This is a genomic window from Frankia umida, assembly GCF_023242945.1.
In the GTDB taxonomy this organism is placed as follows: domain Bacteria; phylum Actinomycetota; class Actinomycetes; order Frankiales; family Frankiaceae; genus Frankia; species Frankia umida.
The window spans coordinates 49,856-75,927 of sequence record NZ_JALKFT010000014.1; the positions used below are offsets into that span (position 1 = coordinate 49,856).

Sequence of the window (26,072 nt, forward strand, 5' to 3'; positions counted from 1 at the left end):
CCGCGACCACAGCGAATCGAGTGCCCTGATGGCAGACCCGAGAGTTCCGGAACCGTTGGTGTTGTGGCTGCGCGAGCAGCTGCCACCCGACGCCGGGCTACAGGTCGAGTACGCCGGCCCGGCCGGTCTGGTCGGCTACTCCGCCGAGCTGCTCATGCTGACCCTGACCTGGCAGGCGGACGGTGCCACGCACCGCAGGGACGTGGTGATCCGGCTCTGCCCGCCGTCCCCGGGTCTGCTCGAGCCGTACGACATGGCCCGGCAGGTCGCTGTCCTGCGGGGTCTGGAGCACACCGACGTCCGAAGCCCGAAGGTGCTCTGGTTCGAGGAGACCGGCAAGGTACTCGGCCGGCCGCTCTACGTGATGGAACGTCTCGGCGGCCGCGCCTACGAGGGGACCGTCCCCGAGGAGATCGCGGGGAACCCGGCGCTGGTGCGGCGGATGTCCGAGGGCTTCATCGAACAGCTCGCCGCGATTCACCAGGTCGACATCGACGCCACCGGCCTCGCCGCCCTCGGTGACGGCCGGACGTATCTCAGCGACCAGCTCGACCACTGGACGTCGGAGATGCACCGCGTCCAGCGGGCGCCCCTGCCGGGCCTCGAGCGGCTGCTCGCCGAGCTGCGCGCCCAGCAACCCACCCGCTCCGAGCGGATCTGCCTGCTGCACGGCGACGCCAAACCCGGCAACGTCGCCTACCTGGACGGCGAGGTCAGTGCCGTCTTCGACTGGGAGATGGCCGCCATCGGCGATCCGATGGCCGACCTCGGCTACCTCCAGGTCCTGTGGAACACCCGGATCTATGTCACCGCCCAGCCCGGCGCGCTGAGCTTCGACGAGGCGGTGGCGCACTACGCGTCGCTGACCGGCTATCCCGTGCACGACCTCGACTGGTACCACGCGCTCGCGTGCTACAAGACCTGCGTGATCGTCCTCGTCGCGTCGATGCTCTTCGACGCCGGCCATTCGGACGACCTCCGCTTCGTCTTCATGGCGCGCAACCTGGACGTGTTCTTCCAGCGTGCGCTGCGCCTGCTCGGCGTGGACGAGACCCTCGACGCCGGCCCCGTCCTCCCCCGGCCGGAACGCATCGCCCAGGTCGAGACCGCCGCCGTTGCGGCCACCACCACCACCGCTCACTAGGACCGCGGGTCGCCCCCCGCACCGCCGGGTGAGCCGATGGCTGCCCAAGTCGACCGAAGGACAAGGCAATGACTGACGAGGTAACGAAGCTCTCGGTGCTGGTCACCGGCGGTGGCACCGGCATCGGCGCGGCGATCGCCCGGCGCCTGGCCCACGAGGGTGCCTGGGTGACCATCTGCGGCCGCACGGAGAAGACCCTGCTGGCCACCGCCGAGGCCGTCAACGCCGAGGTCGGACGGGACGCCGTCACCTTCCACACCGCCGACGTGACCAACGAGGCCGACGTCGCCCGGGTCGTCGCCGCCGCGGCCGCCTGGCAGGGCCGCCTGGACGGCGTCGTGTCCAACGCCGGCGGCGGCGGTGCGCTCGCACCCCTGCACGAGCAGGACGTCGACGCGTTCGAGGCGATCATGCGACTGAACGTCACCAGCGCCCTGCTGCTGGCCAAGTACGCGGTCCCCTTCTTCGCCCGCGGCGGGTCCGGTTCGTTCGTCGGCATCTCCTCGATCGCCGGTCACGTCACCCACCCGTACTTCGGCGCCTACCCCGCCGCCAAGGCCGCCCTCGAGGAGCTCATCCGCAACGCCGCCGACGAGTACGGCGCCGCCGGCATCCGCTTCAACGCGATCCGCCCCGGTCTGACCTCCACCGAACTGCTCAGCTTCATCAAGCCCGGCACCGACGTCTACGCCAGCTACGACACCAACACCCCCCTGGGCGGCGCCTCCGAGCCCGACGACATCGCCCAGCTCGTCTCCTTCCTCCTCTCCTCCCGCGCCAGCCGCATCACCGGCCAGGTCGTGAACGTGGACGGCGGCCTCTCCCTGCGCCGCGGCCCCGACTTCAGCGCCCGGGTCCCGTCCCACCCCATCACCCGGGAGAAGCTCGCCGCCCTGGTCACCCCGTAAGCCATGCCCGGGCGGATGAGGTGGTTCAGGGACGGCCTGGGAAGCCGGCGCGGCCGGGGCCCGCGGGGCGGGGGGCGGCGCCGAGCAGGGTGGTCCGCAGCGCCGGACCGAGGGTGCGGACTATTTCATCAGGGCGCATCGAGGCCATCGGTTCGACCGGGACCAGATAGCGGGTGAGCAGGAGGCCAGCGACCTGGGCGACGAAGGCGCCGGCGCGCTGCTGGGCGTCGGCACCGCCGAGGCGATCGGCCAGCCGGTCGACGAGCTGGCGGAGCAGGCCGCCGCGGAGCAGGTCGGCGAGCTCCGGATCGATGATCGCCGCGCGGACGGCCGCCATCATCGGGACGCCGGTCTCCGTGCTGTCGTAGGCGGCCAGTACGGTCAGCAGCAGGCGCCGCGGCAGCGTCTCGAGGTCGCCGTGGAGCAGGCCGGAGAGGGTGTCCGCCGGGCTGATGGCGAGCTCGAGGACGGCGGCGAACAGGCCGCTCTTCGAGCCGAAGTAGTAGCTGATCAGCGCCGCGTCGACGCCCGCGTCAGCCGCGATCGAGCGCATCGTCACCGCCTCGTAGCCCTCACGGCGAAACCGTTCCCGCGCCACCTCGAGGATCTGACCGCGCACGTCCGGACGCCCCGGCCGCCGCCCCCGCGGCGATGCGGGGGGCGGCTCCGTGGGCGGAGTCGGCGAAGAATTCATCACGGTTGAACTACGGTAGTCGTGGGGTCCACGGTCGGTCCAGGCACACCGCCACACCGCGCCGGAAGGACCCGGACCATGACCACTCCAGCCGCCTCGTCCGCCTCCACCACCTCGCTGTCACCACCGGTCGTGCCGGCGGCCTCCCCGCAACCGACGACCTCGGCCGCACCAGCGGCAGCGGGCGCCCGTCCGACGAACGCACCAGCCAAGGATCGCTCGGCACCCACCGGCAGCTCGACCGGCTCGACGTCCGTGGACAGCTCCCCGTCCCCGGACGGGGCGGCGGGGCGGCATGGTCGGGTGCTGGCGGTGACCTGCCTGGCGCTGGCGACCGTCGTGTCGGCGATGTCGTCGCTGAACGTGGCGCTGCCCTCGATCGCGACCGACACGCATGCCTCGCAGACCAGGCTGGCCTGGATCATCGACGCGTACAGCCTTGTGTTCGCGTCCCTGCTGCTGCCGGCGGGGGCGATCGGCGACCGGTTCGGCCGGCGGCGGGCGCTGCTGGCGGGGCTTGCGATCTTCGGTGCGGGATCGGCCGCGGCGCCGTTCACGTCCAGTGCGGGGGCGTTGATCGGGTTGCGCGGCGTGCTCGGACTCGGAGCGGCACTGGTGATGCCGGCGACGCTGTCCACGATCACCGGGACGTTCCCGCGGGAGCGGCGGGCGGCGGCGGTCGGAGTGTGGGCGGCGGTGGCCGGATCGAGCGCCGTCATCGGCGTGGTCGCCTCCGGGCTGCTGCTGCAGGTGTGGTCGTGGCGGGCGGTGTTCGTGCTCGGAGTGGTGCTCGCCGCCGTCGCCATCGTCGGGACCTGGCGGTTCGTGCCGGACACCGCCGACCCGCGGCATCCGCCGATCGACGTCGTGGGCGCGGTGCTGGCCGTGGCCGGGCTCGGCGTGCTGGTCTACTCGATCATCGAGGCGCCGGAGCACGGCTGGATCCGCGACACCACCCTGGGGGGTCTCGGCGTCGGGCTGGCGCTGCTGGTCGGGTTCGTGCTGTGGGAGCTGCGCACGTCCGCGCCGTTGCTGGACCCGCGGCTGTTCACCCGGCCGGCGTTCGCGGCCGGCTCCCTGTCGATCATGTTGCAGTTCTTCGCCTTCTTCGGTCTGATCTTCGTGCTGATGCAGTACCTGCAGCTGGTGCGGGGTGACAGTGCGCTGATCGCGGCCGTCAGTGTGCTGCCGATGACGGCGGGTCTGATCCCCTCGTCCAGGCTGGCGCCGAAGGTCGCCGCGAAGGTCGGCGCCCGGGTGTGCTGCGTCGGCGGACTCCTGCTGATCACCGCCGGGCTGATCCTGCTCGCCCAGGTGGACGGCGGGAGCTCCTACCTGCTGATCGCCGGCGGCCTGTACCCGCTGGGTCTGGGCATGGGATTCGCGATGACGCCGGCGACCACCGCGATCACCGACAGTCTGCCGCCGGCGTTGCAGGGGGTCGGATCGGCCGTCAACGACCTGTCCCGCGAGCTTGGTGGTGCCCTGGGCATCGCCGTGCTCGGCAGCCTGCTGGGCTCGGCCTACCGCTCCCACCTGAACCTGCCCGCCGCCGTGCCGACCGAACTCGCCGAGCGGGCCCGCGCGTCCTTCGGTCTGGCGGCCCATCTGCGCGAGCCGGTGCGCGGCCAGGCACAGTCCGCCTTCGTGGACGGTATGGGCATCGCCCTGCTCGGCGGCGCCGCCGTGACCGCCCTGGCCGCGGTCTGCGTCGCCGTCCTGCTCCGCCCGTCGCGCCGTTCGGCCTGACCGCGCCCGATCACCTCAGGGGATCCCGACGTCGAACACACCCGTGAGGGTGACCACGTTGGGTAACGAGTGCTCGGACCGACAGGCACCAGCCGCCCGAGCCGGACAGCAAACGGGGTAACGTACGCCGATCCGGGACGACGGCGCGATCATGTTCCGGTGTCCCGCGGGACGCCCGCGGCCGCGCCCACCCCTGCTCCCGGTTCGCGGATGGATGTGGTTCCCAGGTGACGCCTGGTAAGGACGCGCCGGCACCGACGGCCGGCTCGCGGTGGCGGCGGTTGCCCACCCCGGCGCTGATCGCGGCGCTGACCGCCCTCGTCGGTCTGGTGGACGTGGTCACCGCCATCAGTCACCGGCCGACCCGCTGGACGTGGATCGGCCGGATGATCCCCGGGCTGGTGACCGACGCGGCGGCCGGCACCAGTGTCGGCGCCGGCCTGCTGCTCATCGGGCTCGCGCATGGCCTGCGCCGGCGCAAGCGGCGGGCCTGGCGGGCGGCGGTCATCCTCTCCGGCGCGGCCGTGCTGCTCGACCTCGCCCGCGGGTTCGCCGTCGCCGCGGCGGCCCTCGATGCCATCCCGTTCGCGATCCTGCTCGCCACCCGGGCGCGGTTCCACGCCGCCGGCGACCCGCGCACCCGCTGGCGGGCCCTGGGCGCCCTCGCGGCCCTCGCCGCGGCCGACCTCACCATCGGGCTGTCCCTGATCTCCTTTCGCCATGGCGAGGGTGCGCTGGCGGACCGGCTGACCCACGTGCTCGCCGGTCTGGTCGGGGTGAGTGGGCCGGTGCGTTTCGGGCCCCGCGACGCCGACCTTGTCGGCGCGGTGCTGCTGGCGCTGGGCGCGGTCACCGTCGGTGTCACGGGCTATCTGGCGTTGCGACCCGCCCGTCCGGTCGCGCGGTTGACCGAGCAGGACGACACGGGGTTGCGCGCGCTGCTGGCCCGCCACGGCGGACGCGACCCGCTCGGCTACACGGCGCTGCGCCGGGACAACAGCGTGCTGTGGTCACCATCCGGTAAGGCCGCGATCACCTATCGGGTGGTCGGTGGGGTGGCGCTGGTCTGCGGTGACCCGCTGGGCGATCCGGAGGCCTGGCCCGGGGCGATCGGCCCGTTCCTCGAGCTCGCCGCCGCCCATGCCTGGGTGCCGGCCGTCGTCGGCTGCGGTCCGGACGCCGGGCGGGCCTGGCAGCGCGCCGGCCTGCGGGTGCTGGAACTCGGCGACCAGGCCATCGTGCGCACAGCCCAGTTCCGCCTCGACGACCCGCCGCTGCACCCGCTGCGGCGGACCGTCGCGACCTTCGAAGGTGCCGCCCACACCGCCCGGATCGACCGGATCGGCGACCTGGGTGAGGACGAACGCGGTGCGCTGGTCGAGCGGACCGCGGCGGTGGACCCCGACGGTGTGGTCGTCCGGGCCTACCACCACGACCAGCTCTGCGGGCTTCTGACGTTCGCGCCGTGGGGCCGCGACGGGCTGGCACTCGACCGCATCCACCGCGAGCGGACCGTCGCCGGTGGCCTGACCGAGTTCATGCTCGTCGCCCTGCTGCGCGACGCACCGCGTCTGGGTGTCAGCCGGGTCTCGCTGACCTTCACCGCCTTCCGCACGGCGCTGGCCCGCGGTGAGCGGCTTGGGGCGAGCCCCGCGCTCAAGGTGTGGCGGCGGGTGCTGCTCGGGGCGTCCCGCTGGTTCCAGATCGAGTCGCTGTACCGGTTCAACGCCCGGTTCGCACCCGACTGGCAGCCCCGTTACGTCTGCTGGCCGGTCACCCGCGACCTGCCCCGGGTGCTGCTCGCCGCGATGCGCGCCGAGGTCCTGGTCTCCCGGCCCACCCTGCTGCCGTGTCGCCCCCGCTGGCGGGCCGACGACCCGGTGCTGACCAGCGACGTCACCATCAGCACCGCCCCCCCGCCCGCTGCCCCCGTCGGCCGGCCGGGCCTCGCCAGGCGGGAGGGGCGTCCGGGGGTGCTCGGGCGGGACGGGCGTCAGGCGCGGGAGAGGCCGCCGAGGAACTCCGCGGTACGCAGCAAGGTGTCGTCGTCGCCGAAGCAGACGCCGTAGACCTCGTCCACCCCGGCGTCGGCGAACAGTCTCAGCCTGGCCGCCACCGTCTCCTCGTCGCCGATGGCGGCGAGGTCGGCGGGGCCGGTGGCGTTCTCCCGGGCGAGTACCCGCTCGTAGACGGGCAGCGCCACGAACCTGCGCAGCCGCTTGTTCACCAGCTCCGCGTGCCGCTCGGCGTCGCCGGACGCGCACACCGCCATCGGGATACCGGCGACGACCCGCGGCCTGGGCCGGCCGGCTTCGGCGGCGGCCGTCCGGACGAGGGGGATCACCTCGTCGGCGAGGGTGTTCGGGCCGACGAGCCAGGTGATGACACCGTCGGCGAGCTGGCCGGCGACCTTCAGGGACAGCGGGAACATGGTGCCGACGTAGACGGGCGGCGCATCCGCACCCACGACGTTGGCGCGACCGAACTGACCTGTGGTGTCCACCCGGATCAGTTCGCCGGTGTGGGTGAGCCGTTCCCCGCGCAGCAGCGGCGGCAGGACGGTGAGGTATTCCCGCAGGTAGGCGGCCGGACGCTGGTAGTCGATGCCGAGCACGTCCTCGACCAGGGCGCGGTGCGACGAACCGATCCCGACGACCAGCCGGCCATCGGTGGCGGCCTGCGTGGTCAGGGCCTGCGACGCGAGCAGCAGGGGGTGGCGCACGTAGGTGGGCAGGATGCTCGTTCCGAACGAGATCCGCGTGGTCCTCGCCCCGGCCAGCGCGAAGATGGTGAGGGCGTCGACGCCGAAGAGCTGACCGCACCAGACCGAGTCCAGGCCGGCTTCCTCATGATGGACGATCTGGTCGAGGTAGGCGGACAGGGACCGCTCACCGCCGGCCAGGGACATGCCGAACCGCATGGTCGGTACCCCCTTCGACGCAGGGCCGTCGCGCTCGGAAAGCGCCGATCACACCCGACCTTAACGACGTTAACCAAAGTCGGTGCTATCCGCTACTTATCCACCGCCGACCCGCGAGCGGACCGCGGCCCCCGCCGCTACCTCGACCGGACGGGACGCAGCCGCCCGAGCACCGCGACCACGCTGGCCACCGCGAGCGCCGCGACCAGCGGGTGGATCACCCGGTCACGCATGTCGACCGGGATGAGACCGATCAGCCGGTCACCGTCGACCGCCAGCTCCAGCAGGGTGGCCGCCGCGTACACCGCGCCGATGGCGGCGACGCACAGCGTCCGCCGGGCCGGGAACACCAGACCGCCGACGGCGAAGGCCACCATCACCAGCTGCCAGACCGAGCGCCAGCCGGTACCGGGCGCCGTCCAGCTGGCACCGCCGACGAGCGTCCCCACCGCCCGCACCCCGAACACGGCGATGATCAGCATGCAGAACCAGGTCGCCGGCGAGCGAAGCGCCGCCCGAACACCGCCGCCCGCCGATCCGGGCACAGGCCGCGACGCCGGTCCCGGCGCCGACCCCGATCCTGATCTCGACGCCGATCCCGGTCCCGGTGCTGGTACCGCCTGGGTCACGTCCTGCTGGCGCTCGCTCATTCGCTGCCGTCCCCACTTCGCTCTGGGCCCTGTCGCGCCCCGACCCACTAATGCCATGTTGGCACTAGCGCTGGACGTATAGTGCCACAGTGGCAGTAGCAAGGGTAGACCCGTCGGCCCGTCGTGTGCGCCGCACCCCGGAGGTGGCTCGGGCGGAGATCCTCGCCGCGGCCCGCGAGGTGCTGGAGGGCGGCAGCGCCGCGGACTTCACCGTGGCCGCGGTGATGAGTCGCACCGCGATGACACGCAAGACCTTCTACGTCCATTTCGCCGATCGGGGCGAGCTGATCCGGGCGCTGGTGGGCCCGCTGCGCACCGAGCTGGACGCGACGCTGCAACGATGGTCCGGCGCCGCCGACCCGGTCGCGGCCGGCAGCGAGGCCCTCGCCGCGGCGGCGCGGATGTACGTCCGGCACGCGACGCTGCTGCGCGCCGTGTGGTGGTCGGCGGCCGACGACGCCGAGGTCGCCCAGGCCCGCGCCACCCTGCTGGCACCGCTGGTCGCGGTGGGCACCAGGCTTCTGGTCGACCAGCGGGGCTTCGACGACGACCGGGCCCGCGGCGTCGCCCTCGCGCTCGCGACGATGAACGTCCACGTCCTGCTCGCACTCGGTCCGTCCGCCACCACCGACGAACGCGACGCCGCGACCCGGGCCCTGCGCGAGGTCTGGACGAGCGTCGTGCTGCCCCGCACCCCGACCGCGGACACCTGACAGCTGACAGCTGACACCCGGCGCCGGACGCCCCGCGCCCGGCAGTTGGCGCTCGCCGGGATCAGGGTTTGGCCGCAAAAGGACCAGCCGCGACGTTGACAGCACCGGTCAGGGTTGATTGCCTCGCCCAGTGACCACGCGGCGCACGCTTCGCCTCGCCCTCGTCAGCGCCGCTCCCACCCCGGCGCTGCGGGCCGCGCGTTTCCCCGACGACGAGGGGCTCGACGCGGACGGTCTACGCCGCACCGCCGCCGCCGCCCGCACGCTCGCCGCGGGGCCGCTGGCCGCCGGCGCGCTGCCCGGACGCGCCCGGGTGCTCATCGACGACTCGGCCCGGGCCCGGCAGACCGCGCGTGTCCTTGGCCTGAGTGCCCGGGCCGGCGAGACCGGTGTGCGGGTGGAGACGGCCCTGCGCGACCTGGACGTCGGCGACTGGCGCGGCCGGGAACTCAGCGAGATTCCCAGCGCCGACCTGCTGCGCTGGCATGAGGAGCCGACGATGGCCCCGCCCGGCGGCGAGTCACGCCAGGCCCTGGTCACACGGGTCAGCACCTGGCTGGACGGCCTCGCCGGCGAAGCGGAGCACGTCATCGCGGTGAGCCATCCCGCGATCGTGCGGGCCGTGCTGCTCACCGTCCTGCGCTGCCCGCCGGAGGTCTTCTGGCGCATCGACGTCGCCCCGCTGACCGCCACCCTGCTGCACCGGCGCGCCCCCCTCCCCGACGACGACGCCGACGCCGCCGACGTCCACTGGACTCTCACCCACGCCTGCCGTCCGCTCTGAGCTTCTCGCCGGCCAGCCTCGGCCGGCGCCGATCAGCGGGTGGGCGGAAGAAACGGGATGATCGGCTCGGGAACCGCGGACCTGGCCGGGATGGCGGTTCCCGCCGCGGCGGAGCCGAACGCGGTGACCGGGTGGCTGGCATCCGGGTGGCTGGGGCCGGTGGCCGGGGAGGTCATGGTGGTGAACAGGCCGGCGTGGGTGCGCTGGGGCAGGACGCCCTCGCCGAACCAGTAGAGCTCCTCCAGGTGCGGGTAACCGGACAGGACGAACTCGTCGATGCCCAGCGCCGCGTACTCGGCGATCCGGTCGGCGACCTCGCGGTGGCTACCGACCAGGGCGGTGCCCGCACCGCCGCGGACCAGACCGACACCGGCCCACAGGCTCGGCGCGATCTCCAGGGAACGCGGTTGACATCCTCCCCGGCCTGAATACCGGGGATTCCCACCCTCGCGGGCAGGTTTTCCTGTTTCACTGACAGACGCCTCCCCACTCTAGGAGTGGGGTGGTCTCACTCCGTCTCCGCAGGCGATCACGGCGAGCCCCGCCGCGAGAACATTCCGTGCCGCGTTCACATCCCGATCGTGGACCGCACCACAAGCGCAGACCCATTCCCGGATGTTCAACGGCAGCTTCTCGACCAGCGTCCCGCAGGACGAGCAGGTCTTCGAGCTGGGATACCAGCGGTCCACCGCGACCACGTCGCGTCCGTACCAGCCGGCCTTGTATTCCAGCATGGTCCGCAGATCCCGCCAGCCCGCATCCGAAATCGCACGGGCAAGACTGTGGTTGCGGACCATGTTCTGGACCGCCAGGTCCTCGATGACCACCGTTTGGTTCTCGCGGATGATCCTCGTGGACAGTTTGTGCAGATGATCCCGCCGCCGGTCGGCGATCCGACCGTGCATCCTCGCGACCTTCAGCCGGGCCTTCGCCCGGTTCGCCGAGCCCTTCTTCTTCCGGGACAGCTCCCGCTGCGCCCGGACCAGCCGGGCCCGGTCGGTCCGGGCGTGCCGCGGGTTGGCAATCTTCTCCCCGGTGGACAGCGTGACCAGCGACGTGATGCCCACGTCCACCCCGACCTGCCCGCCCGCCGCCGGCAGCGCCTCGATCGGGCAGTCCACCAGGATCGACACGTGATACTGGCCCCGGCTGTTCCGGGACACCGTCACCCGCGACGGCACCGCGCCGTCCGGGAACGGACGCGACCAGACGATCCGCAGCGACGCGGCCTGCTTCGCCAGCCTCAGCCGCCCGTCCCGGAACGTGAAACAGTTCCGGAAATAGGTCGCCGCATCGTTCGTCTTCCCCTTACACTTGAACGTCGGATGGCCAGCCCGTTTTCCCCAAAAGTTCACATAGGCGGTTTGGAGATTCCGCAGCGCGGCCTGTAGCGGGCCTTTCGACGGCTCGGCCAACCACAGAGTGTCCGGGTCCCGTTTCCACCCGGTGAGCATCAGATCGGTTTCCCCGTGGCTGATCCGCCGCTGTTCCTGGGACCACACCCGGTGCCGTTCGGCAAGCGCCCGGTTGTAGACGTAGCGGACACAGCCGAACGTTTTCGCGAGGTTCTCCATCTGGTCGGGAGTCGGGTAGAAACGGTAGCGGTACGCCCGCTTCACCACCCGACTTCCCACACCGGGCAGAACACACGATTCCCCGGTCATTCTCGCAGCCGAGTTGACGCGCTCACCCCGCCCTGAAGGACGGGGCCTGCACGCTACGTTTCCCGGTCACGCCAGGAACCGTCGCCGCGATGGCGTTCGTGCAGGGCGAGCATCCGGGCCTGGCCGGTGGACTCGCTGCGGGCAGGACCGGCCTGGGCCGCGGCGACGGGGCCGGCCGACCACCTTTCACGTCGTGGCGTCACGCGGTCATGGGGTCATGGACTGTCCGGTCAGAGCTGGCCGTGGCGGGGTGGGGGTGTGCCGGTGAGCAGCCAGCGGCCGATGTGCTGGACCTTCCAGCGGCTCGGATCGTGCAGGGTGTGGGTGCGCGCGTCGCGCCAGTAACGGTCGAGGCCGAGCGCCCCGGCGGCGCTGCGGGTGCCGCCGAGTTCGAACAGTTCGGACGCGGCGCGCACCGCGGCCCGGGCTCCGGCGACCTTCGCGACCGCGGTGGCGATCGAGGCGCGCGCCGTGGTCTCGTCGGTCGGGTCCAGTTCGGCGGTGTCGATGGCGACCGCGGCCTCGCGCAGCAGCGCCTGTGCCCCGCGAACGTCGATCTCCAGCTCACCGGCCTGTTGGACGAGCAGCGGGTCGTCGCTGGCGTGAGCCACCCCGGACTCGAACCACGGCCGGGCCCGGGCCACCTGGGCGACGGCGGCGTCCAGCGCACCGCGGGCGAGACCGACGTCGAGGGCGGCGTGCAGCACCTGGGCGCGGGCGCCGTAGGTGGTGGGGCCGTCGAAGATCGAGGTGAAGGGGACGATCTGGTCGGCGTCGACGGCGACCTCGTCGAGATGGACGGTGCCGCTGGCCGTGGTGCGCTGGCCCATGGCGTCCCAGTCGTCGTCGACCCGCACCCCCGGGGTGTCCCGGCGCAGGTAGATCAGCACCTTGCCCGGCGCGCCGTCCGGCGACTCCCCCGGCGCGCCGGGCGGCGGACCGGCCAGCACGGCGCGCACGACCAGCCAGTGGGCGAACAGCGCGCCGGTGCAGTAGAACTTCTCGCCGGTCAGCAGGTAGCCGTCGCCGTCCGGGCGGGGCCGCAGGGTGGTGGCGTCCTCGGTGATGGTGCGCCCACCACGTTCGCTCTGCGCGTTGGCGAAGCGCCGACCGGCGAGGGCCTGCGCGAAGAACCGGCGCTGCTGGCCCTCCTGCCCCGCCCGGCGCAGCGCGTCGAGGAACACGAAGTGGCTGTGCGGGATCTGCGCCAGGCTCGCGTCCGCGGTGGCCAGCGACCGGAACACCTCGGTGAGGGTCGCCACCGACACGTCCGCCCCGCCGAACCGGGCGGGCACGCTGATCCCGAGCAGGCCGGACGCGGACAGCTCGTCGACCTGTTCGCGCGGCAGCACCCGCCCGGCATCCCGACCGCCGGCCCCGACCGCGAACCGCCGTGCGAGCTCCCGCGCCACCGCCACCGCCTCGTCGTCCCCGCGCAGTACGGGTACCGGCGGTGGTTCGGTCACGACGGTGGACGGCTGTTCGGACACGGGTTCTCCCACAGGCGATGTTCGGTGGCGGGACTCAGCGGTACAGCGAGAACCGCGGGGCGCGGCGGTTGAGGGTCCAGTCGCCGACCTCGCGGGCCTTGTAGTCCACCGGGTCGTGGACGGTGTGCGTGCGCAGGTTGCGCCAGCGCCGGTCGAAACCCTAGTCGCGCGGCCCGTGCGCGCCCTCACCCGCGGTGGACTGAAACAGGAGAGCCCATCTTCCTTACCTTCCATGGCGTGGTCGCACTCCATCGGCGGGTTACCGGACAGCGCAGGGTCCACCCGCCGACATGCTGATCATGTTCGTGTAGCGGAGATCGTCGATGAGACCGAAGGTGGCGGCGATCGCGTTGTGCTCCTCGGTCGCCGCCTACCAGGAAGTGATCATGTCGCGGCCGGGCCGCACAGCGCTGGTCTCAGCTGCCGGTGCTGGCGGTGGTGTCCGCGCTGGGGCCGAGGTCGAGGAGCTGCTCGAAGAAGCCGCCGAAGGCGCGGGTCTCGTCGACGAGGTGGATCTCGAGAATCCAGTGGCAGCGGCGACCGTCGTGGTCGAGGCGGCGCATCGGCCGGTCGCTGCCGGGCGCCACGTAGTACTCGATCTTGTTGCCGGGGATGCGGGCGTGCGGGAACTCACCGACCAGGTGGCCGGCGATCGGGCCGCCGAACGTCCAGCCGGCGGCGCCCGCGAGCCGTCCGGCCTCGGCGAACAGTTCGGCGCCGGTGACATCCGGATGGGCGTCGAAGTAGGTGCGTCCGGCGTCGAAGACACGGGGCAGGTCGGCGAGCAGGCGATGCCTGACGGGATCGTCACCGAGGACGAAGGTGCGGCCGAAGTCGGCCTCCCAGCCCGCGAAGACGGGGCCGAGGTCGACGAAGACGATGTCGTCGGCGTCGATCAGGCGGTCGGGCGGGTTGTCGGCGTAGGGGTGCAGGGTGTTCGGCCCGGCCCGCACCACCCGCTTGTGCCAGTGCCGCTCGACGCCGAACATCTCGTGGGCCAGGTCGCGGATCTGGTTGCTGACCTGACGTTCCGAGCGCCCGGGGGCGATCAGCGCGCGGGCACCGATCTCGTCGAACAGCGCCAGCGCCTGCTCCTGCGCCGCGAGCAGGCGGACGACCCGGTCGGCTTCGGACTCCACAGTGGCTCATCGTAGGTTCTGACCCAGCCACACGTTCCATGTGCCGCCAGGGAGCCAGGTCAGATGGACACAACGCAGCGCCGCACCCCGACGAACATCCAGCCCGCCCAGCCCCAGCCCGAGGCCGAACGCGACGGGGAGGAGGAGCGGCTGCTCACCGCCGCGCGGGCCGGGGACGCGGAGGCGTTCCGCCGGCTTGTCACCCCGTTGCAGCCGCGGCTGCGAACACACTGCTACCGGATGCTCGGCTCCCTGTTCGACGCCGAGGACGCCTTGCAGGACACCCTGGTCAAGGCCTGGCAGGGCCTCGACGGGTTCGACGGCCGGGCCCGGTTCGGCACCTGGCTGCACCGGATCGCGACGACCACCTGCCTGAACGCGATCCGCAGCCGGTCGCGGCGGGCCCTGCCGGTCGACACCGGGTTCCGCGCGGCCGGGCCGTCGGACGCCGCGGGCCCGCCGATCGCCGAGTCGGCCTGGCTCGAACCGTTCCCCGACACCGCCCTGGGCCTCGGCACCGCCAGCGCCGCACCGGATCCGCAGGAGACCTACGAGCTGCGCGAAAGCGTCGAGCTGGCGCTGGTCGCGGCCTGGCAGCATCTGCCGGCCAACCAGCGGGCGGCGCTCATCCTCACCGACGTCCTCGGCTATCCGGCGCGGGATGCCGCGAGTCTGCTCGACACGACGACCGGTGCGCTCAACAGCGCGTTGCAACGGGCCCGGGCGATCGTCGCGGAGAAGGTGCCGGCGCGGTCCCAGCAGGCCACCCGGCGCCAGGTCGGCGACGCCACGATCGACGCGGCCGTCGAACGGTTTCGCACCGCGATGGACGACGCCGACGTCGACGCGGTCATCGGCCTGCTGCGCGCGGACGCCACCTGGTCGATGCCGCCGCAGCCGGCGTGGTTCCACGGGCACGAGGCGATCGCCGCGTTCCTCGTCGCCAACCCGTTCCACTACTTTCGTTGGCGCAGCGTGATCACATCGGCGAACGGCCAGCCGGCGCTGGCCGCCTACTCGGTGCTGGCCACCGAACCGCCAGGCACCCCGTACCTGCCGCACGCGATCAACGTGCTCACCCTCGACGCCGACGGCGATCGGATCGCCGAGGTCACGACGTTTCTCGACGTGACCCGCCGCGGTGTCACCGGCCCCGAGTTCCGCGCCTTCACCGAGACCGGCCTGTTCACCCGTTTCGGACTGCCCCCGGCTCTGGCGGACTGACCGTCCCGTCACCGGGAACACGCTCGTCGGCGGCCTGATCCTCGGAAGCCCGGCCGCGGGGGATCCGATAGGGGTCTCGGGCCCGGTGCGGGGGGCGGGGTGTGTGCGGCTCCCGGGTCTCGGCGAGGACGCGCACGAGCAGGTCGGCGGCGAACTGGTCGATCGGCGGTATCCGCTCGGGTGGCAGCAGGGCGTGCTCGCGCATCAGGCGGGTCACCCGGGCAGCGAGCAGGGTGTGGCGCACCGAGGCGAACAGCAGGTAGGGACCGAGCTCGTCCAACGGCCGGCCGAGCAGTTCGGTGTAGCGGCGCACGGTCGCCGCCCGCCCCGGCAGGCCGGGCAGGCGGGTCGCCCCGACGCCCTCGCTGAGATGGCGGTCCAGATGCAGGTACCAGGCGAGATCGACCTCGGGCTGCCCGATCGACATCATCTCCCAGTCGAGCACCGCGACGACCCGCTCCCCCCGGAAGATCAGGTTGCCGAGCCGGGCGTCTCCCCACAACAACGTGGCCGGATGCCGCTCGGCCGGCGGATGGGCCCGCAGCCACGCGCCGGCCGCCCGCAGCGTCTCGGCCGTGTCGTCGCTGGGGGCGAAGAAGTCCAGCTGGCTTTCATAGCTGGCCAGCTGCCCCAGCAGGGTGCCGGGCTGTGGTTCGGCGAAGTGGACGCCGAGCGCCCCCGGTTCCAGCCGGTGCACCCGGGCCATCGCGGCCAGCCCCGCGTCCCACACCCGGGCCTGGCCGGCCAGGGAGAGCTCCGCGGGGAAGCCCCCCATGTGGTAAGGCGGGATGTCCGGCGGCACCTGCCCGTCGACCAGCCCCATCACGAGGAACGGCGCGCCCAGCACCGCCGGGTCGAACTCGTAGCCGTACACCGGTGGCACCGGGACGTCACCGTGGCGACCCAGGATCTCGACCAGCCGGCATTCGTCGGCGAACCGGTCCCACGGGTAGAGCCGGTAGCGCCGCGGCGCGAACCGCACCACCAGCGGGCAGGCGACCCGCGACCCGTCCGCCGTGACGCGGTGCGCCTCGACCCGGATCAGCTCACCGGAGAGACCCTGATCACCCGGCGTCCGCGGCGTTCCCAACTCCCAGCGCACCGCCGCCGCCCCCACCCTGGTGGACGGGTCCGGACCGGCTGATCCGCCGTTCGGATCCGCGACGCCCCCGGCGCCGGACGAAGGTCGCCCGCCCGGTGGGGAGGAACGCTCGTCGAGCCAGGCCACGAGGCGGGCCCGCAGCCACTCCGGGTCGGTCTGCACCGGGACGGCCACCGCCGCCTCCCCCTCACCCGCGAGTCGCGCCCGCGCCCGCGCCCGTCACGTTGATCGTCGTCGGTCAGGCGCGGTCGTCGGTCAGGTACGGTCCTGGATCTCGCGGACGGCGCGGTCGATGTGCTCGGTGTGCTTGTGGCCGGTCTTGTCGTCCACCACGTCGCCGAGCTTGTCGGCCGCATTGTCGATCTTGTCGTCGTGCTTCTCGGCCAGGTCGCCGAGCTTGTCGAACGCACCCTTGAAGTCGACCATCGAACGCTCCCTCCGTCGCGACGCCCCCCACTGCCCGGCATCCGCCCACATCAACGGACACACACCGGCACCGGGCGGGCGCCTCATCAGCGCTGCCGTCCAGCACCATACCCAGCACGCCGCCCCGAGACCGGGCAAAACGCAAGTCACCCGGTAGGCGACGGGCGCCGGACCGCGGGCGGCGTCAGACCGGCTCGTCCCAAACCGACCGCCGCGCGCACCTCCGCCTGACCGACCTGCCAGGACCTGTCCCCTGCCGGCCAGGCTGGGCACCGGTCAACCGGCACCCTGATCAGCTGGAAGTCGTGTCAGCCGGGAATCGCGGCGTCGCGGCGCCGGGCCGTCGGCGCAGCAGGAGCAGGGTGGCATCGTCGTCGCTGTCGGGGTCACGGCAGGTGTCGAACAGGTCGTCGCCGAGGGCCCGCAGGTTCTCGGCGCCCGGCGCGGCCCGCTCGGCCCCGGCGCGCAGCCGTTCGATACCGACGTCCGGCGCCTCGCCGCGTCGTTCGGTCACACCGTCGCTGAACAGCACCAGCGTGTCGCCCGGCCCGAGCCGCACGACCGTCTCGACGCCCACCGGCGGCCCAGCCGTCCCCGCCGGCTCCGTCCCCGTCGGCGTCAGGCTCAGGAGGTCGACGGCACCGACCGGCGGCGCCACGTCCAGATCGACGACGGAAGCCGTACCGGCCGCGGCGAGGCGCAGGGGCGGGGGGTGGCCGGACGACGCGATCTCCACCGCACCGGTGGCCGGGTCGACCATGGCGACGATCACTGTCGCGATCGCCTCGGGGAGCAGGACGTCGACCAGGCGGCCAAGCTGGTCGAGAACCAGCCGTGCGGGCGCCGGCGATCCGGGCCCCGGCATCCTCGATGCCGGTAACCGGGGCACCGAGCAAACGGGGCCAGGGGCTCGCGACGCGGGGTCGAGGGCGACGACGTACGCGCGCAGGGCGCCGCGCAGCTGGGCCATGGTGCCGGCGGCGGCGATGCCGTGCCCGGCGACGTCACCGACGACGACGGCGACCCGGCCGTCGGGCATCGGGATGGCGTCGTACCAGTCGCCGCCGACCCGGTCGGTCGCGGCCGGGTTGTACCAGGACTCGAGCTCGAAACCGTGGATCGGCGCGAGGCGCCGCGGCAGCAGACTCTCCTGCATGAGGCGGGCGAGCGCGGCGGTCTGGCGGGCCCGGGCGTAGGCGACGCGGGTGAGGGCCTGGCGCAGCTCGTCGGCCAGGGCCCGTTCCTGGGGGGTCCAGGGACGGGCCCGGTCGCGCACGACCTGGCGCCAGCGGTCGAAGGAGCGGCGCGGGCTGAGCCGGACCTCGCCCCCCTCCGCAGCGATGATCTTGGCGTTCTCCGGGTCGCCGCCCCAGTCGACGGTGCGCACGGTCTCCGGACGAAACCAGGCGACGCCCTCGTCGCGGGACAGCCGGAAGGCGAGCATGCCGCAGGCGACGGCGCGGTACTCGGCGAACTGCGGCAGCTCGGTCGGGACCGCGTCACAGGCGAGGATCTCGGCCTGGGAACCGAGGGTGTCGAAGACGGCGCGGGCGATCCGGCGCGGCGGTACCTCGCCGACGGTGCGGTACTCGCCGTCCACGGCGATCACGGCGCCGGAGCAGCCGATCAGGTGGGTGAGGTTCAGGGCCGCGGTGGTCAGCTGGTCGGCGAGGGACACCCCTTCGCGCTGCGCGGCGGTGACGAGCTGGTCGAGTACCCGCCGGCTGGCCAGCGACGCGGCGAGATGCTGCTGCTCCTCCCGCGCGACCAGGCGCAGCGAGAACAGATGGCCGAGGAACTCCGCGGCCGCGCACACCTCGTAGCCGGGTTCATGCGCGCCGGAGTAATGGTGGCAGGCGATGAGCCCCCACAGCCGTCCCTCGCGCAGCAACGAGATGGACATCGACGCGGTGACGCCCATGTTGCGCAGATATTCGAGGTGGATCGGCGAGACGCTGCGCAGCCAGGCGTCGCTGAGGTCGAGCGCCGCTCCCGTGGACGGATCCAGGGCGGGCACGACCGGCACCGGCTGACAGTCGACGTCGGGGATCAGCCGCAGCCAGGAACGCTCGTACAACGCCCGCGCCTGGACGGGAATGTCGCTGGCCGGATAGTGCAGGCCGCGAAAGCTGTTGAGCCGCTCGAGGCGGGCCTCGGCGACCACCTCGCCGTTCCACTCCGGGTCGAACCGGTAGACCATCACCCGGTCGAAGCCGGTCAGCCGCCGGACCTCCTCGACCACGACGTCGTAGAGCTCGGCGAGCGAGCGGGAGCCGTTGAGCCGCAGCACCGACTGCCGGGTACGGGCGTAGGTACCGACGTAGGTCAGCGGACGCACGCCCTGAGCCGGCTGCAGTTCGCAGACGACGAGTTCGCCCACCCGGTGCAGCAGCGCGTCGTAGTGCCGCCAGCCGTCCCCGTCGCCGAGCAGGAGGTCCACCGGGCTCGCCTCGCGCAGGTCGAACGCGGTGCGCACCACATCCAGGATGGTCTTGGCCACGGCCGGCCCGGCGACCTCGCGCAGCGGACGGCCGAGCAGCTGGTCGGGCTCGCGCCCGAGTGCCTCCGCCACGTTCGCCGACACCCGCGCGACCGTGAGATCGTCGTCGGTGCGCACGGCGAGCAGCACGCCGTGCGGCTGCACACTGCCCGGGATGTGGATGGGTTCCCGGTCGCAGTTCGTCAGGTCGACGGGCCCGTCGAACCGTGGTTCCAGCGGCCCCTCGAACGGCCCGGCGACCGCCCCGGACGGATCGGCCTCGCGCGCGGACCCGCGCGCGCCGGTGGCACGCGGGACGCCCCCGCTCATCGGGAGAACTCCACCTCGAGGGCGCCGAACAGCGCCTCGGCCGTATCCGCGCAGGCCGCGACGCGTGCTTCGTCCGCGCCCGACCAGACACGCAGGGCGTGGCGCAGCTGGCTCCAGCGCCGGCCGACCTCGTCGCCGTAGGAGCCGAAGAACGCGGTGGCCGCGGCCGGCACCTCGGTGGACGCGACCTGTTCGACGATGAACCGCCCGCCCAGCGTCGCCCCCTCGAAGACGTACAGCACGCCCATGGCCGCCGCGACGTCGGGGACCGCGGGCACCTTCGGCCGTGGCAGTGCCGCGAGCGTGGCCTCGGCCACGCCGAGCACGGCGAGGTCACGGCGCAGCAGCGGCGTCTTACGCCGCGAAGGCCAGTCCGGCACGGGTGAACCGGGCACACCCAACATCGCGTCGAGACGCGGCTCGAGAAGATCGTAAAAGCCGTGCATCCGCATGAGGACGTCACGATAACGGCTGACTGAAAGGTCATGCCCGGTCAGTTGCAGCACACTTTCCAACCGGGTGTGCGCGGTGGCTGTACGCCTACGCAGAACGAACATCACATCGGCGGTATCAGGAACCGGGTCAGCACCGTCGCCCATGCCTGTTCCCCACATCTGACTGCCCACCGTACCCGCTCTGTCGTGCTCAACCCGCCGCACACAACCACAGCCGCTCCGGGGGACTACCAGCAGCATCCGAGACGCCGTGCTTTGTCGACATCCCGATCGCTAACAGGCGTACCGATGTGGGGAGCGGGCTGACCGCGGTCCGAAGCTATTCGGCCACATCGCCGACCGACATTCCCCGTCGGACCCGCGATCACCCTCGGTCGGTCGGACTCACGATCACCACCCGTTCCGGTCACCCTCCGCCTCCGGCCGCTCCCGCCTTCGGTCGGCCGATGCCTCCCGGTGTCCCGCCGCCGTGGATCAGCGCAGGTCGTCGGCGCCGGACCGGGCGGCCTCCGTGTCGCTGCCGGCGCCGGCGGACTCACGGGCGAACACGTCGGCCGCCTGCCGGTCCGAGCTGGTCTGCCCGGCGACCTGGCGGGCCACCTCGTCGTCGCCCAGCCCCGCACCGGCCGGACGGGTCGTGCCCGCGGTGGTGGCGTTCCGGGTCGGGCGGACGTGGCGGACGATCGCGGCGCAGAAGGCACCGAGGTCGTCCGGGCGACGGCTGCTGATCAGGGTGTTCGGCCCGGATTCGTCGACGACGACCTCCTCGTCGACCCAGTCGGCACCGGCGTTGCGCAGGTCCGTGCGCACACTCGGCCAGCTGGTGATCCGCCGGCCGCGGACCGCGTCGGCCTCGACGAGCGTCCACGGGCCGTGGCAGATCACCGCGACCGGGCGGCCCGCGTCGAAGAACGCCCGGCTGAAGCGGACGGCGTCGGGCTGGGTCCGCAGCTGGTCGGGGTTGGCGACCCCGCCGGGCAGGACGAGGGCGTCGAAGTCGGCGGGATCGGCCACCTCGACAGTGATGTCGACGCCGAACTGGTCGGCCCGGTCCAGGTGGTCGTAGGCCTGGATCCGGCCGAGCTGGGTGGACACGAGCACCGGTTCGCCGCCGGCCCGGCGCACCGCCTCCCAGGGCTGGGTGAGTTCGGCCTGCTCGACGCCTTCCGGCGCGACCAGGAAGGCGACCCTGGTTCCAGCGAGATCACTGCTCATCGATCCGCTCTCCCTGCACTTCGAGGACGACGGCGCTCACGTCGGATTCGTCACACGCACAGGACGGATCTCCGCGCGCACTCCGGGGACCCTCACCTGAGCCACTGCGGACCCTCTGTACGAGCCGCCCGCCGCCGCTGTCGGATTCGCGTCCGCCTCGCGGCGCCGCTCTGACGACAGGGCCCCTGCCCGACGCCGGGCCTGTTACGCACGCCGTCGCCGAAACGCCCGGAATCACCCTCGAACCACGCCGGCTCATCACCCTGGGCACCCGCTTCGCGACGCAGGGATGCCATCAGTGCAGAGGAGGGGTGGCACATGGTACGCAATGCGACGCTTCCCCGCCTGTCAGAACAAGGACTTATCCCGGGGCGGGGGCGACTTATGCGGGCCACATACTATTTCGTTTCAACCCGGGCATCACGATCTTGCGTCGCCGTCGTAGTCGCGCCCCCCGCTATGTCCGGCATACCCGAGGAGGCCTCCGATAGACCGCTACGAGCTCATCGATCTGACTCGACGGGCACTCAAAATCGCCACGGACCGAACAACTGACATGACGGCCGCGGAACATCGTCAGCCGGCCAGCGTGTACACGGACAGCGAACGCGCCGAGCAGGAACGGGAAGTAGTTCGGCGCGCTCCGCAGCTGGTCGGTTATCGATCCGAACTGCCCGAGCCGGGCAGCTACTGCACGAAGACCGTCCTGGATGTGCCGATCCTGCTGACCCGGGATGCCGACGGTCAGGTTCACGCCTTCCAGAACATCTGCGCGCACCGCGCCGCCCCCGTCGCCACGGGCTGCGGCACGGCCGAGCGGTTCGTCTGCCCGTTCCACGCGTGGACCTACGACAACCACGGCCGCTTCGTCGGCGGCCCCGGCCGGGAGGGTTTCCCGACCGCGCTGGCCCCCGGCGTCGGGCTCACCGAGCTGCCCGCCGCCGAATACGCCGGCTTCCTGTGGCTGAGCCTCGTCCCGCTGGACGGGCCGCTGGACATCGCCGCGCACCTGGGTGACCTTGGGCCGGAGCTCGCCTCCTGGAACGTCGGGTCCTGGTCGCACGTCGGCGAGAAGACACTGGACGCGCCAGTCAACTGGAAGCTCGCTCTGGACACGTTCGCGGAGAACTACCATTTCGCGACCGTCCACCGGGACTCGTTCGGCACCTTCGCCCGCAGCAACTGCGCCCTGTTCGACTCCTACGGTCCGCACCACCGGTTGGTGTTCCCGTTGCGGAACATCACCGATATCGCGGACCAGCCGGAGGACTCCTGGCAGCCACTGAACCACCTGGTGGTCATCTACGCGCTGTTCCCGAACATCGTGTTGTCGTGCACGGTCGCCAACGGCGAGATCTTCCGGGTCTACCCCGGCCAGACTCCCGGGCAGTCGGTCACCTACCACGACAACGCGACGCTGATGGACATCTCCGACGAGATGATGCGCATCGGTGTCGGCGAGATCTTCGAGTACGCGCACAGCTCCGTGCGTGACGAGGACTACTCCCTCGCCGCCGACATTCAGCGGGCCCTGGCCTCCGGTGCACGGGACGCGCTGGTCTTCGGACGCAACGAGCCCGGCCTGCATCACCGGCACGCCGCCGTCGACGCGGCCCTCACCAACACGGTGCTCGCCGACACGCTGGGCGCCTGACCGTCCCGCACGGACGGCTCCCCCGCACCAGCACCACCGCGGCGGGCGGGCGGCACTCGCCACCGCCTCGCCCGCCCGCGCCAGCATCGAGGTAGCGTCTGCCCCCGCTTCCGCGGGTGACTCGTGCGTCACGCTCGAGAGGACGCTGATGCCAGGCCACGAACCAGCCACCCCCGCGGCCCCGGCGAGCATCGTCGCGACCGTCGACGTCTCCCCCTGGACCCGCCCGGACAGCACCACCAGCACCACCAGCACCACTGTGGACGGCGGCGGTCGTCCCACTCGAGCGGCGACGGCGCGGCGGTTGGACGAGGTGTGCCGGACGGTGGGCTTCGCGCAGATCGTCGGGCACGGAGTGCCGACGGCACTGATCGCCGAGATGCTCGAGGTCACCACGGAGTTCTTCGAACGTCCCCTGGCCGAGAAACTGGCGCTGGTGCCGCCGCGGCCGGAGGTCAACCGGGGTTACGCCCCCCTCGGCAGTGAGGCCCTCGCCTACAGCCTCGGCGCCGAGCGGTCGCTGCCCGACCTGTTCGAGGCGTTCAACATCGGCGTGGACGACTGGCCCGCCGGCGATCCGTACTACGAGGCCGAGGCGCACCGGCTGTTCGCGCCGAACCTGTGGCCAGCCCGACCGGCGCGGATGCGGGCGGTCTGGACCGCCTACTTCGACGCGCTGACCACCCTCGCCCACCAGCTGATGGCCGCCTTCGCACACGCCCTCGACCTGCCCACGGACTTCTTCGTCTCCCGCACCGGACGAGCGCCCGACGTGATGCGGGTCAACCGCTACCTGCGCCAGCCCGGCTCCCCCGCGCCCGCCCCCGGCCAGCTGCGGATGGGCGCCCACACGGACTACGGCGCCTGCACGATCCTGCTCGCCGACGACGTCGACGGCCTGGAGATCCTTGGCCCGGACGGGTCATGGCATCCCGTGCGTCCCGTGCCCGGCGCCTTCATCCTCAACGTCGGTGACCTGCTCGCCCGCTGGACGAACGACCGCTGGCGTTCCACCCTGCACCGCGTCGTCCCCCCACCGCCCGACGCGCACGGCCCCGCCCTACGCCGCTCGATCGCGTTCTTCCACGAGGGCAACCACAACGCCCTCGTCGAATGCCTCCCCACCTGCGTCACCGCGGACCGCCCCGCGCGCTATCCCACAGAGACCGTCGCCGAGCACCTGCTGGCCAAGCTCCTCGGCCCCCGCACCCTGTCCACCTCCACCGCCACCTCCACCACCACCGACCGCACCACCACCGACCGCACCACCCCCGACCGCGCTACTCCCGAGCACGCTGCTCCCGACCGCACCACCCCCGAGCGTGCTGCTCCTGAGCGCGCCACCCCTGGCCGCGACAGCACGTAGCGCGCGGGTATGGCTTCCGTACCCATCGCACCCGTCGTCGCGGCCGGACTCGTCGGCGGCTGCTCCATCGCCCGGCTCAGTGGACGCCGTCCGCTCGGCGGGGTCGTCCTCGCCGCGGCCGGCGCCGTCTGCGGGCGATCCTGGCTACGCACCCGCGGACCGGCCCTGACCGGCGTCCTGGTTGGCACCTACCTGACCACCTTCGGCGCCTCCCACCCCCTGGCGAAGAAGCTCGGCGCCTGGCCGTTGGTACTCACCGTCACCGCCGCCGCCTCGGCCACCTCGTACCTCCTCGCGGACCGCCCCAAGGCCCGCAGCACCAGCTCCCCCTCCCCCGCTGCCTGATCCACTCCCGACTCTCCACCTGATCCACTCCCGCCCCGTCCCCGATCCGTCCCCACCCCGCTCCCGTTCCATCCCGCCCCTCCGTCCGGCCCGCCCTCCGTCCGGCCCGCCCCTCGGCCTGACCACGTCCCGCGTCGCGCTCCCCGACCACAGTCCAGACGTCCCATTCGTACGGATATGCGACTTTCTACTGGCACGTGAGGCCGCCGCGGAACGGACTGCGGCACTACGCCGAGGTTTGTTCGGTGCCATGCCGAGGCCTGTTCGGGGAATCAGGCCTCTTCTTTCCGAACAAACCTCGGCATCCGCGTCTGGGCAGGCCCCTCGCGGCCATCGCGGTGGCATCACGGCCATGGCCTTCACGCTGGGAGTGCAGGCGAAAGCCGAACGCATCCAAAAGCGCGATCAAGGGTTACCGGACTCCACCCGAGAACGCAGGATCGCCTCGCGCCGAGACTCGGTGAGGAAATCGGGTCCCGATTCTTCGCCAGACCTCGCCACGATGAGCGACGGCGACTTTTCCTCGGTGATGTGATCCGTTCGGCGCGCGCCTGCGCACCCGCTCCACCTGCCGTGGTGGCCCGGAGACCGATCCTTTGCCGCGCGGCCCGCCTCGGCGTAAGGCCACCAGGACCTCATCGACACTTTCGGCATGCGTCGACATACACATCGTGATCGCAGCCGGCCGACGACCGCCGAAGCGGGTGGGCGATCGAAGCCAGCGAACCAGTGCACGAGCGGACGGCCGAGGCGGGCGGGCGGAACCCGCAGAACGGGCAGAGCGGATGGGACTGGTGGGGCTGGTGGCCCGACCGGAATGGGCGGAACGGGTGGGACGGGCGGAACGGGCGGGTTGGGTGGGACGGGTGGTGGTCAACGAGCGAGGGGGCGGATTGGTGGCGGTGGGAAGAGGCGGGGTTTGGGTGCTGGCCGCAACGGGCCACCCCATGTCAGGTGGCGCGATCGCCCGGGTGGGAGTCCCCGCGGATAGCCGTCAGGTGCCGGTACCGACAGTGGAGGTCACCGCGCGCAGGAGAGCGCCGAGGCGGTCCCAGGCGTGGCGTGCCTCGGCGGCGTACTGCTGTTCGTGTGGCGGCGCGGAGGCCAGTAGTTGCACCGTCTTCACGGCCGCGTACAGGTACAACGGACGTCCCCGCCAGATGGTCAGCAGGGGGTAGGTCTCGCTGAGTGCCCGGTGGACGGTGCGTCGCAGGGGGATGTCGGGGCTGCGCTGACCGACGTCCATCCGGTGCAGGATGGTCACCGCGGCGTCGATCTCGTCCATGTCCGGGATCCAGAAGCCGGAGACCAGGGCCTGCGCGGCCTCGTCATACGCATCCGCGGCGGCCACCACCGGGTATCCGCCGCCGTGGTGCACAGGGGGCGGCGCCCAGTCGTCGTCATCATCGGTCACTGGACCACCGTCCCTGACGCAGGCGGCTGTGGGCCGGACAGTGGCCAGGCCCATAGCCCGCGGCCCCGTTCGGGCACCTGCCCCACCCCGTTCGGACCAGGTAGGGCGTGGACGGACAACCGGCCCGATCGGGTGGTTCACCCAGCCGCCATGACCCGATTGGACGCAACGGCCCGCCTGGCGCCAGCGGCCCGGCCGGTCGCAGCG

24 protein-coding genes and 1 pseudogene are annotated in these 26,072 nt (G+C 72.3%); 11 read left to right on the forward strand and 14 right to left on the reverse strand.

Annotated features, from left to right (window positions below; genetic code table 11):
• Window positions 1-28 precede the first annotated feature (28 nt).
• Together MXD59_RS15070 and MXD59_RS15075 are read left to right on the forward strand one after the other, a co-directional pair.
• Complete coding sequence (locus tag MXD59_RS15070; protein ID WP_248825367.1) at window positions 29-1,144, forward strand: phosphotransferase family protein; 1,116 nt, start codon at window positions 29-31, stop codon at window positions 1,142-1,144.
• Between the two features lie 68 nt (window positions 1,145-1,212).
• Complete coding sequence (locus tag MXD59_RS15075) at window positions 1,213-2,052, forward strand: SDR family oxidoreductase (RefSeq protein ID WP_248825368.1); 840 nt, start codon at window positions 1,213-1,215, stop codon at window positions 2,050-2,052.
• A gap of 25 nt (window positions 2,053-2,077) precedes the next feature.
• On the opposite strand, the gene MXD59_RS15080 is transcribed toward MXD59_RS15075, so the two are convergent.
• Window positions 2,078-2,671 carry a TetR/AcrR family transcriptional regulator gene (locus MXD59_RS15080; protein WP_248825369.1) on the reverse strand — a complete coding sequence of 198 codons (594 nt, stop codon included), beginning with the start codon at window positions 2,669-2,671 and terminating at the stop codon, window positions 2,078-2,080.
• Window positions 2,672-2,824: 153 nt separating this feature from the next.
• Here MXD59_RS15080 and MXD59_RS15085 point away from each other — a divergent pair, with 153 nt between their 5' ends.
• Window positions 2,825-4,495 carry an MFS transporter gene (locus tag MXD59_RS15085; RefSeq protein ID WP_248825370.1) on the forward strand — a complete coding sequence of 557 codons (1,671 nt, stop codon included), beginning with the start codon at window positions 2,825-2,827 and terminating at the stop codon, window positions 4,493-4,495.
• 227 nt (window positions 4,496-4,722) lie between these two features.
• On the forward strand, window positions 4,723-6,564 hold the full coding sequence (locus MXD59_RS15090) for a phosphatidylglycerol lysyltransferase domain-containing protein (protein WP_248825371.1): 1,842 nt from the start codon (window positions 4,723-4,725) through the stop codon (window positions 6,562-6,564).
• Here the strand turns inward: MXD59_RS15090 and MXD59_RS15095 are convergent.
• Complete coding sequence (locus MXD59_RS15095) at window positions 6,489-7,415, reverse strand: TIGR03564 family F420-dependent LLM class oxidoreductase (protein ID WP_248825372.1); 927 nt, start codon at window positions 7,413-7,415, stop codon at window positions 6,489-6,491. The two genes, MXD59_RS15090 and MXD59_RS15095, sit on opposite strands and share 76 nt — an antisense overlap.
• 137 nt (window positions 7,416-7,552) lie before the next feature.
• On the reverse strand, window positions 7,553-7,897 hold the full coding sequence (locus MXD59_RS15100; protein WP_248825373.1) for a hypothetical protein: 345 nt from the start codon (window positions 7,895-7,897) through the stop codon (window positions 7,553-7,555).
• Window positions 7,898-8,154: 257 nt separating this feature from the next.
• Here MXD59_RS15100 and MXD59_RS15105 point away from each other — a divergent pair, with 257 nt between their 5' ends.
• Complete coding sequence (locus MXD59_RS15105; RefSeq protein WP_248825374.1) at window positions 8,155-8,778, forward strand: TetR/AcrR family transcriptional regulator; 624 nt, start codon at window positions 8,155-8,157, stop codon at window positions 8,776-8,778.
• Between the two features lie 130 nt (window positions 8,779-8,908).
• The gene (locus tag MXD59_RS15110) at window positions 8,909-9,562 is read left to right on the forward strand and encodes a histidine phosphatase family protein (RefSeq protein WP_248825375.1); all 654 of its coding nucleotides are present in this window, start codon (window positions 8,909-8,911) and stop codon (window positions 9,560-9,562) included.
• Window positions 9,563-9,768: 206 nt separating this feature from the next.
• Here the strand turns inward: MXD59_RS15110 and MXD59_RS27785 are convergent.
• The 5 genes and pseudogenes from MXD59_RS27785 to MXD59_RS15135 all read right to left on the reverse strand — a co-directional run.
• Window positions 9,769-9,963, reverse strand: a pseudogene (locus tag MXD59_RS27785) (LLM class flavin-dependent oxidoreductase); the annotation flags it as partial.
• A 90-nt stretch (window positions 9,964-10,053) separates the two neighbouring features.
• Window positions 10,054-11,184, reverse strand: coding sequence for an RNA-guided endonuclease TnpB family protein (locus MXD59_RS15120; protein WP_248825376.1), 1,131 nt, complete (start codon window positions 11,182-11,184; stop codon window positions 10,054-10,056).
• Between the two features lie 95 nt (window positions 11,185-11,279).
• Window positions 11,280-11,429, reverse strand: a complete 150-nt coding sequence (locus tag MXD59_RS15125; RefSeq protein ID WP_248825377.1) for a hypothetical protein — start codon at window positions 11,427-11,429, stop codon at window positions 11,280-11,282.
• A 27-nt stretch (window positions 11,430-11,456) separates the two neighbouring features.
• The gene (locus MXD59_RS15130; protein WP_248825378.1) at window positions 11,457-12,728 is read right to left on the reverse strand and encodes an SfnB family sulfur acquisition oxidoreductase; all 1,272 of its coding nucleotides are present in this window, start codon (window positions 12,726-12,728) and stop codon (window positions 11,457-11,459) included.
• Between the two features lie 404 nt (window positions 12,729-13,132).
• Window positions 13,133-13,855 (reverse strand): M24 family metallopeptidase, encoded by a 723-nt coding sequence (locus MXD59_RS15135; RefSeq protein ID WP_248825379.1) that lies wholly within the window; start codon window positions 13,853-13,855, stop codon window positions 13,133-13,135.
• Window positions 13,856-13,918: 63 nt separating this feature from the next.
• On the opposite strand from MXD59_RS15135, the gene MXD59_RS15140 reads away from it, so the two are divergent.
• Window positions 13,919-15,079, forward strand: a complete 1,161-nt coding sequence (locus tag MXD59_RS15140; protein ID WP_248825380.1) for an RNA polymerase subunit sigma-70 — start codon at window positions 13,919-13,921, stop codon at window positions 15,077-15,079.
• On the opposite strand, the gene MXD59_RS15145 is transcribed toward MXD59_RS15140, so the two are convergent.
• The 5 genes from MXD59_RS15145 to MXD59_RS15165 all read right to left on the reverse strand — a co-directional run bounded on the left by MXD59_RS15145 (window position 15,042) and on the right by MXD59_RS15165 (window position 21,086).
• Window positions 15,042-16,355 (reverse strand): phosphotransferase family protein, encoded by a 1,314-nt coding sequence (locus MXD59_RS15145; protein WP_248825381.1) that lies wholly within the window; start codon window positions 16,353-16,355, stop codon window positions 15,042-15,044. The two genes, MXD59_RS15140 and MXD59_RS15145, sit on opposite strands and share 38 nt — an antisense overlap.
• An 81-nt stretch (window positions 16,356-16,436) precedes the next feature.
• The gene (locus tag MXD59_RS15150) at window positions 16,437-16,607 is read right to left on the reverse strand and encodes an antitoxin (RefSeq protein ID WP_248825382.1); all 171 of its coding nucleotides are present in this window, start codon (window positions 16,605-16,607) and stop codon (window positions 16,437-16,439) included.
• 292 nt (window positions 16,608-16,899) lie between these two features.
• Window positions 16,900-19,416 (reverse strand): SpoIIE family protein phosphatase, encoded by a 2,517-nt coding sequence (locus MXD59_RS15155; RefSeq protein ID WP_248825383.1) that lies wholly within the window; start codon window positions 19,414-19,416, stop codon window positions 16,900-16,902.
• Window positions 19,413-20,015, reverse strand: a complete 603-nt coding sequence (locus tag MXD59_RS15160) for a biliverdin-producing heme oxygenase (protein WP_248825384.1) — start codon at window positions 20,013-20,015, stop codon at window positions 19,413-19,415. Before MXD59_RS15160 ends, MXD59_RS15155 begins: the two co-directional genes overlap by 4 nt.
• 330 nt (window positions 20,016-20,345) lie before the next feature.
• The gene (locus tag MXD59_RS15165) at window positions 20,346-21,086 is read right to left on the reverse strand and encodes a type 1 glutamine amidotransferase domain-containing protein (RefSeq protein WP_248825385.1); all 741 of its coding nucleotides are present in this window, start codon (window positions 21,084-21,086) and stop codon (window positions 20,346-20,348) included.
• Between the two features lie 556 nt (window positions 21,087-21,642).
• Here MXD59_RS15165 and MXD59_RS15170 point away from each other — a divergent pair.
• The 4 genes from MXD59_RS15170 (at window position 21,643) to MXD59_RS15185 (ending at window position 24,986) form a co-directional block, all read left to right on the forward strand.
• Window positions 21,643-22,740: an aromatic ring-hydroxylating oxygenase subunit alpha gene (locus MXD59_RS15170; RefSeq protein WP_248825386.1), complete on the forward strand. Its 1,098-nt coding sequence runs from the start codon at window positions 21,643-21,645 to the stop codon at window positions 22,738-22,740.
• Window positions 22,741-22,888: 148 nt separating this feature from the next.
• Window positions 22,889-24,106 (forward strand): isopenicillin N synthase family dioxygenase, encoded by a 1,218-nt coding sequence (locus tag MXD59_RS15175; protein ID WP_248825387.1) that lies wholly within the window; start codon window positions 22,889-22,891, stop codon window positions 24,104-24,106.
• 9 nt (window positions 24,107-24,115) lie between these two features.
• A complete protein-coding gene (locus tag MXD59_RS15180) occupies window positions 24,116-24,451 on the forward strand; it encodes a hypothetical protein (protein WP_248825388.1) in 336 nt (111 codons plus the stop codon).
• Window positions 24,452-24,803: 352 nt separating this feature from the next.
• Window positions 24,804-24,986 carry a hypothetical protein gene (locus MXD59_RS15185; protein WP_248825389.1) on the forward strand — a complete coding sequence of 61 codons (183 nt, stop codon included), beginning with the start codon at window positions 24,804-24,806 and terminating at the stop codon, window positions 24,984-24,986.
• A 459-nt stretch (window positions 24,987-25,445) separates the two neighbouring features.
• On the opposite strand, the gene MXD59_RS15190 is transcribed toward MXD59_RS15185, so the two are convergent.
• On the reverse strand, window positions 25,446-25,865 hold the full coding sequence (locus MXD59_RS15190; RefSeq protein ID WP_248816281.1) for a hypothetical protein: 420 nt from the start codon (window positions 25,863-25,865) through the stop codon (window positions 25,446-25,448).
• Between the last annotated feature and the right edge of the window lie 207 nt (window positions 25,866-26,072).

Excerpts from the sequence above, each read along its gene's own strand:
- MXD59_RS15165 (WP_248825385.1), bottom strand. The coding sequence starts at position 21,086 with ATGAGCAGTGATCTCGCTGGAACCAGGGTCGCCTTCCTGGTCGCGCCG.
- MXD59_RS15075 (WP_248825368.1), top strand. The coding sequence starts at position 1,213 with ATGACTGACGAGGTAACGAAGCTCTCGGTGCTGGTCACCGGCGGTGGC.
- MXD59_RS15185 (WP_248825389.1), top strand. The coding sequence starts at position 24,804 with ATGGCCTTCACGCTGGGAGTGCAGGCGAAAGCCGAACGCATCCAAAAG.
- MXD59_RS15170 (WP_248825386.1), top strand. The coding sequence starts at position 21,643 with ATGACGGCCGCGGAACATCGTCAGCCGGCCAGCGTGTACACGGACAGC.
- MXD59_RS15180 (WP_248825388.1), top strand. The coding sequence starts at position 24,116 with ATGGCTTCCGTACCCATCGCACCCGTCGTCGCGGCCGGACTCGTCGGC.
- MXD59_RS15100 (WP_248825373.1), bottom strand. The coding sequence starts at position 7,897 with ATGCTGATCATCGCCGTGTTCGGGGTGCGGGCGGTGGGGACGCTCGTC.
- MXD59_RS15140 (WP_248825380.1), top strand. The coding sequence starts at position 13,919 with ATGGACACAACGCAGCGCCGCACCCCGACGAACATCCAGCCCGCCCAG.
- MXD59_RS15175 (WP_248825387.1), top strand. The coding sequence starts at position 22,889 with ATGCCAGGCCACGAACCAGCCACCCCCGCGGCCCCGGCGAGCATCGTC.
- MXD59_RS15160 (WP_248825384.1), bottom strand. The coding sequence starts at position 20,015 with ATGGGCGACGGTGCTGACCCGGTTCCTGATACCGCCGATGTGATGTTC.
- MXD59_RS15095 (WP_248825372.1), bottom strand. The coding sequence starts at position 7,415 with ATGCGGTTCGGCATGTCCCTGGCCGGCGGTGAGCGGTCCCTGTCCGCC.
- MXD59_RS15150 (WP_248825382.1), bottom strand. The coding sequence starts at position 16,607 with ATGGTCGACTTCAAGGGTGCGTTCGACAAGCTCGGCGACCTGGCCGAG.
- MXD59_RS15155 (WP_248825383.1), bottom strand. The coding sequence starts at position 19,416 with ATGAGCGGGGGCGTCCCGCGTGCCACCGGCGCGCGCGGGTCCGCGCGC.
- MXD59_RS15085 (WP_248825370.1), top strand. The coding sequence starts at position 2,825 with ATGACCACTCCAGCCGCCTCGTCCGCCTCCACCACCTCGCTGTCACCA.
- MXD59_RS15070 (WP_248825367.1), top strand. The coding sequence starts at position 29 with ATGGCAGACCCGAGAGTTCCGGAACCGTTGGTGTTGTGGCTGCGCGAG.